Annotated in this window: 4 protein-coding genes; 2 read left to right on the top strand and 2 right to left on the bottom strand. The window is 71.7% G+C overall.

All coding sequences use genetic code 11. The annotated features are described in order from the left end of the window. Both ACRDP3_RS21905 and ACRDP3_RS21900 read right to left on the bottom strand, forming a co-directional pair. Window positions 1–989 (bottom strand): acyl-CoA dehydrogenase family protein (locus ACRDP3_RS21905; protein ID WP_431518697.1); only part of this gene is annotated, 989 nt, incomplete at its 3' end. Window positions 990–1042: 53 nt separating this feature from the next. After that, the gene (locus ACRDP3_RS21900) at window positions 1043–1681 is read right to left on the bottom strand and encodes an SACE_7040 family transcriptional regulator (protein ID WP_431518695.1); all 639 of its coding nucleotides are present in this window, start codon (window positions 1679–1681) and stop codon (window positions 1043–1045) included. A gap of 117 nt (window positions 1682–1798) precedes the next feature. Here ACRDP3_RS21900 and ACRDP3_RS21895 point away from each other — a divergent pair, with 117 nt between their 5' ends. Both ACRDP3_RS21895 and ACRDP3_RS21890 read left to right on the top strand, forming a co-directional pair. Beyond that, window positions 1799–3466, top strand: coding sequence for a carboxyl transferase domain-containing protein (locus ACRDP3_RS21895; RefSeq protein WP_431518694.1), 1668 nt, complete (start codon window positions 1799–1801; stop codon window positions 3464–3466). 17 nt (window positions 3467–3483) lie between these two features. Continuing rightward, window positions 3484–5515: acetyl/propionyl/methylcrotonyl-CoA carboxylase subunit alpha (locus ACRDP3_RS21890; RefSeq protein ID WP_431518696.1), on the top strand; the 2032-nt coding region annotated here is incomplete at its 3' end.

Here is a 5515-nt window from a genome sequence, read left to right as displayed (position 1 = left end):
GTGCACCACCACTTGGCCATGGCTGCCTCGTCGGGCGTGAGCACCCGGTCGTTCAGCGCCGCGATCGCCTTGTCGACGTAGGCCTGGGCCACCTCCACCTCGGTCTTGACCTCGGCCAGCACGAACTTGGTGTTCTGGAACGAGGCCACCTCACGGCCGAAGACCGTGCGCTCGTTGACGTACTCGTGCGCGAAACGCACCGCGGCCGAGGACATGGCGTACGCGCCGATTGCTATGCCCAGCCGCTCCTGCGGCAGATTGTGCGTGAGGTACGTGAACGCCTTGCCGGGCTCCCCGAGCATGTCCTCGACCGGCACCTTGACGTCGGTGAAGGAGAGTTCGGCGGTGTCGGAGGAGCGCAGGCCGAGCTTGTCGAGCTTGCGGCCGACCGCGTAGCCCTCGCTGGCGGCGTCCACGACGAGGATCGAGATGCCGCCGCGCCGGTCCTCCGGGTCCACCGGCGACGTACGGCAGCACACCAGCACCCGGTCGGCCTGTACGCCGCCCGTGATGAAGGTCTTGGCGCCGTTGAGCACGTAGTGCGTGCCGTCGTCGGAGAGCTTGGCGGCGGTCTTCATGCCGGCCAGGTCCGAGCCGGTGCCGGGTTCGGTCATGGCGATCGCGGTCATCATGTCGCCGGAGACGAAGGAGGGCAGCCAGCGCTGCTTCTGCTCCTCGGAGCCGTACTTGAGCAGGTACGGGAGGCACAGCGCCGTGTGAACACTGGACCCGCCGAAGCTGACGCCGGCCCGCGCGCACTCCTCGGTGATCACCGCGTTGAACTTGAAACTGTCCTCACCCGCGCCGCCGTACTCCTCGGGGACCTCGATACCGAAGACGCCCAGCTCACCGAGCTTCTTGTAGAAGTCCCGCGGGACGTAGCCCTGCTCGGCCCACTCCTGGTAGTGCGGGACGACCTCCGCCTGGATGAAGTCCCGGATGGTCTGACGGAACGCCTCGTGGTCCTCGTTGAACACCGTACGACGCACTGGCATGCCTCCTCGTTGCTAAGCGCTTGCTCAGCACCCAAGCTACCCACGGGTCAGGTCCGCTGTCCAGAGCCGGTCTCGGCACCCGGACGGGACGGGGCGGCGGAGAGGGCGCCGCGGGCGAGGCGGTGCAGCAGGGCCGCCGTGGTGTCACGGTCCGGCAGCGCGGAGGAACCGCTCAAGTGCGGCGTGGAGTTGAGCAGCCCGAAGACGGTGTGCACCGCGACCCGCGCCTCCAGCTCGGTGAGGTCCTGATAGATCGCCCGCACGGCGTCGACCCACAGCTCCACGTACTGCCGCTGGAGCTTGCGCACCTGTTTCCGGTCGCTCTCCCGCAGCCGGTCCAGCTCCCGGTCGTGCAGCGTGATCAGCGAACGGTCGTCGAGCGCGAAGTCGATGTGGCCCGCGATCAGCGCGTCCAGCGCCGCCTCCGGAGCGAGCCCGGCCGCGGCCGACTCCTCCACCCGCATCCGGCCGCCTTCGTGCAGCCGCTCGCTGATACCGACGAGCAGCTCGGCGAGCATGGCGTCCTTGCCCGCGAAGTGGCGGTAGAGACCGGGGCCGCTGATGCCGACTGCGGCTCCTATCTCATCGACACCGACACCGTGGAAGCCGCGCTCGGCGAAGAGCCGGGCGGCCTCCCGCAGGATCTGCTCGCGGCGGGTCGGGGCGGGCCCCGTCTGCGTGCTCATGAGTCCATTCTAGACAGGCGCGTTAGTGAGCGTTAACCTGACAGAGACTGGTTAATGGTCGTTAACCAGCGCACATTCAGTGAGTTCGAGTGAGCTTCGAGTGAGGGGGCGCAGCGGATGGACGAGCAGGCACAGGCCGCACCGGCGGCGGGCTCCGCATCGGCACCGGTGCTGGCCAGCGGCATCGATCCGGCGTCCGACGCCTGCCGGGCGAACGAGGCGGCGCACCGCGAGCTGGCCGCCCGGCTGCGGGAGAGGCTGGCCGCCGCCCGGCTCGGCGGCGGTGAACGGGCGCGGGCCCGGCACACCGCGCGGGGCAAGCTGCTGCCGCGCGACCGGGTCGACGCGCTGCTCGACCCCGGCTCCCCCTTCCTGGAGCTGGCACCGCTGGCGGCGGAGGGGATGTACGGCGGGGCGGCACCGGCCGCGGGTGTGATCGCCGGCATCGGACGGGTGGCCGGGCGCGAGGTGGTCGTCGTCGCCAATGACGCCACGGTCAAGGGCGGCACGTACTACCCGATGACGGTGAAGAAGCATCTGCGTGCCCAGGAGGTCGCGCTGGAGAACCGGCTGCCGTGCGTCTATCTGGTCGACTCCGGCGGCGCGTTCCTGCCGATGCAGGACGAAGTCTTCCCCGACCGCGACCACTTCGGCCGGATCTTCTACAACCAGGCACGGCTGTCGGGGGCGGGCGTTCCGCAGCTCGCGGCGGTGCTGGGCTCCTGCACCGCGGGCGGCGCGTATGTGCCCGCGATGAGCGACGAGGCGGTCATCGTGCGCGAGCAGGGCACGATCTTCCTGGGCGGCCCGCCGCTGGTGAAGGCCGCCACCGGTGAGGTCGTCACCGCCGAGGAGCTGGGCGGCGGCGAGGTGCACAGCAGGGTCTCCGGTGTCACGGACCATCTCGCGGAGGACGACGCGCACGCCCTGCGGATCGTCCGGCACATCGCGAGCACCCTTCCCGACCGCGGCCCGCTGCCCTGGTCGGTGCGGGCGGCGGAGGCGCCGGCCGTGGACCCGGCGGGACTCTACGGCGCGGTGCCGGTCGACTCCCGTACGCCCTACGACGTGCGGGAGGTGATCGCGCGCGTGGTGGACGGTTCCCGCTTCCAGGAGTTCAAGTCGGAGTTCGGCACGACGCTGGTCACCGGTTTCGCCCGTATCCAGGGCCATCCGGTGGGCATCGTCGCGAACAACGGCATCCTCTTCGCCGAATCGGCCCAGAAGGGCGCCCACTTCATCGAGCTGTGCGACCAGCGCGGCATCCCCCTGCTGTTCCTGCAGAACATCTCCGGCTTCATGGTGGGCCGGGACTACGAGGCGGGCGGCATCGCCAAGCACGGCGCGAAGATGGTGACGGCGGTGGCCTGTACGAGGGTGCCGAAGCTGACCGTGGTCATCGGCGGCTCGTACGGCGCGGGGAACTACTCGATGTGCGGCCGGGCCTACAGCCCCCGGTTCCTGTGGATGTGGCCGAACGCCAAGATCTCGGTGATGGGCGGCGAGCAGGCGGCGGCCGTGCTGGCGACCGTCAAGCGCGACCAGTTGGAGGCGCGCGGCGAGGAGTGGAGCGCGCAGGAGGAGGCGGACTTCCGTTCGCCGGTCCGCGCGCAGTACGAGGAACAGGGCAACGCCTACTACGCGACGGCACGGCTCTGGGACGACGGAGTGATCGACCCGCTGGAGACCCGGACGGTGCTGGGTCTCGCGCTCACCGCCTGCGCCAACGCACCGCTACCGCAGAAGGATTCGGCGGCGCCCGCCTTCGGCGTCTTCCGGATGTGAGGGGACTGGACATGACCATGTTCGACACGGTGCTGGTGGCCAACCGCGGCGAGATCGCGGTGCGGGTGATCCGCACCCTGCGGCAGCTGGGGATCGCCTCCGTCGCGGTCCACAGCGACGCGGACGCCGACGCGCGGCATGTGCGGGAGGCGGACACGGCCGTGCGCATCGGACCGACACCGGCCGCCGCCAGCTATCTGTCGGCAGAGCGGCTGCTGGACGCGGCGGCCCGTAGCGGCGCCCAGGCGGTGCACCCGGGATACGGCTTCCTCGCGGAGAACGCCGCGTTCGCCCGTGCCTGTACGGAGGCGGGGCTGGTCTTCATCGGTCCGCCCGCGGACGCCATCGAGCTGATGGGCGACAAGATCCGCGCCAAGGAGACGGTGCGGGCGGCGGGAGTGCCGGTGGTGCCGGGCTCCTCGGGAAGCGGCCTGAGCGACGGCGAACTTGCCGCCGCCGCAAAGGAGATCGGCATGCCGGTGCTGCTGAAGCCCTCGGCGGGCGGTGGCGGCAAGGGCATGCGGCTGGTGCGGGACGAGGCCGCGCTGGCGGACGAGATCGCGGCGGCCCGGCGCGAGGCACGCGGCTCCTTCGGCGACGACACCCTCCTGGTGGAGCGCTGGGTCGACAGGCCGCGCCACATCGAGATCCAGGTCCTGGCGGACGGGCACGGGAACGTCGTGCACCTGGGCGAGCGTGAGTGCTCGCTGCAGCGCCGCCACCAGAAGATCGTGGAGGAGGCGCCGAGCCCGCTGCTGGACGAGGCCACCCGGTCGGCGATGGGCGAGGCCGCGGCGGACGCCGCCCGCTCCTGCGGCTACCGCGGCGCGGGCACGGTCGAGTTCATCGTCCCGGGTGGCGACCCCGACTGGGGGTCCCCCCGCCGAAGGCAGGGGGCCTATTTCTTCATGGAGATGAACACCCGCCTCCAGGTCGAGCATCCGGTGACCGAGATGATCACGGGTCTGGATCTGGTCGAGTGGCAGCTGCGGGTGGCCGCCGGTGAACCGCTGCCGTTCAAGCAGCCCGAGATCTCCCTCACGGGGCACGCGGTCGAGGCGCGCATCTGCGCCGAGACGGTACGGCCCTCGGCCGATGGCGACCGGGTCGACTTCCTGCCGTCCGCGGGCCGGGTGCTGCTGCTGCGCGAGCCGGGCGACGACTCCGGAGCCGAAGGCCAGGACGTGCGCACCGACTCCGGGCTCAGGACGGGCACCGAGGTCGGCACGACGTACGACCCGATGCTCGCCAAGGTCATCGCCCACGGCCCGGACCGGCCCACCGCGCTGCGCAGGCTGCGGGCCGCCCTCGCGGAGACGACGGTGCTGGGTGTGGAGACCAACGCCGGTTTTCTGCGGCGGCTGCTGGCGCACCCCGATGTGGCAGCGGGCGCTCTGGACACGGGGCTGGTCGACCGCGCGGCGGCCTCGCTCGTGCCGCGAGAGGTGCCGGAGGAGGTGTACGCCGCCGCCGCGCTGCTGCGGCAGGCCGCGCTCGAGCCCGGCGTCGCGGTGCCGTCCCCGGACGGCCGGGACGGCGGCTGGACCGACCCCTTCTCCGTGCCTTCGGGCTGGCGGCTCGGCGGCGAGGCGGCCTGGACCGTGCACCACTTGCGCGTGCCGGGCCACGACCCGGTGGCCGTCCGCGTGCGGGGGCACTCCCGCGACGCGCAAGTCCTGGTGGGCGAAGCCGTCGGCGAAGAAGAGCCGCACGCCGCACGGCTGGCGGACGACGCCTGCCCGGACCGGGTGCGGCTCGAGTGGGACGGTCTCAGCGTTCCGCTGGCCCACGCCCCTTCCGGTGCCGGCCATTGGCTCGGCCGGGACGGCGACAGCTGGCACATACAGGACCACGACCCCGTCGCGGCGGCTCTCCGCGGCGGCGCGGGAGCGCACGGCGCCGACGCGCTGACCGCGCCCATGCCGGGCACCGTCACCGTCGTCAAGGCCGCCGCCGGCGACCAGGTCACCGCGGGGCAGAGCCTGCTCGTCGTCGAGGCGATGAAGATGGAGCACGTCATCACCGCCCCCTACGACGGGACGGTCACCG

The organism is Streptomyces sp., assembly GCF_050698815.1.
Classification (GTDB): domain Bacteria; phylum Actinomycetota; class Actinomycetes; order Streptomycetales; family Streptomycetaceae; genus Streptomyces.
The sequence above is the reverse complement of the archived record's forward strand: the minus strand, read 5'-3'. Positions and strand labels throughout refer to the sequence as shown.

Coding starts and splice junctions, on each gene's coding strand:
- ACRDP3_RS21900 (WP_431518695.1), bottom strand. CDS start 1,681: ATGAGCACGCAGACGGGGCCCGCCCCGACCCGCCGCGAGCAGATCCTG.
- ACRDP3_RS21895 (WP_431518694.1), top strand. CDS start 1,799: ATGGACGAGCAGGCACAGGCCGCACCGGCGGCGGGCTCCGCATCGGCA.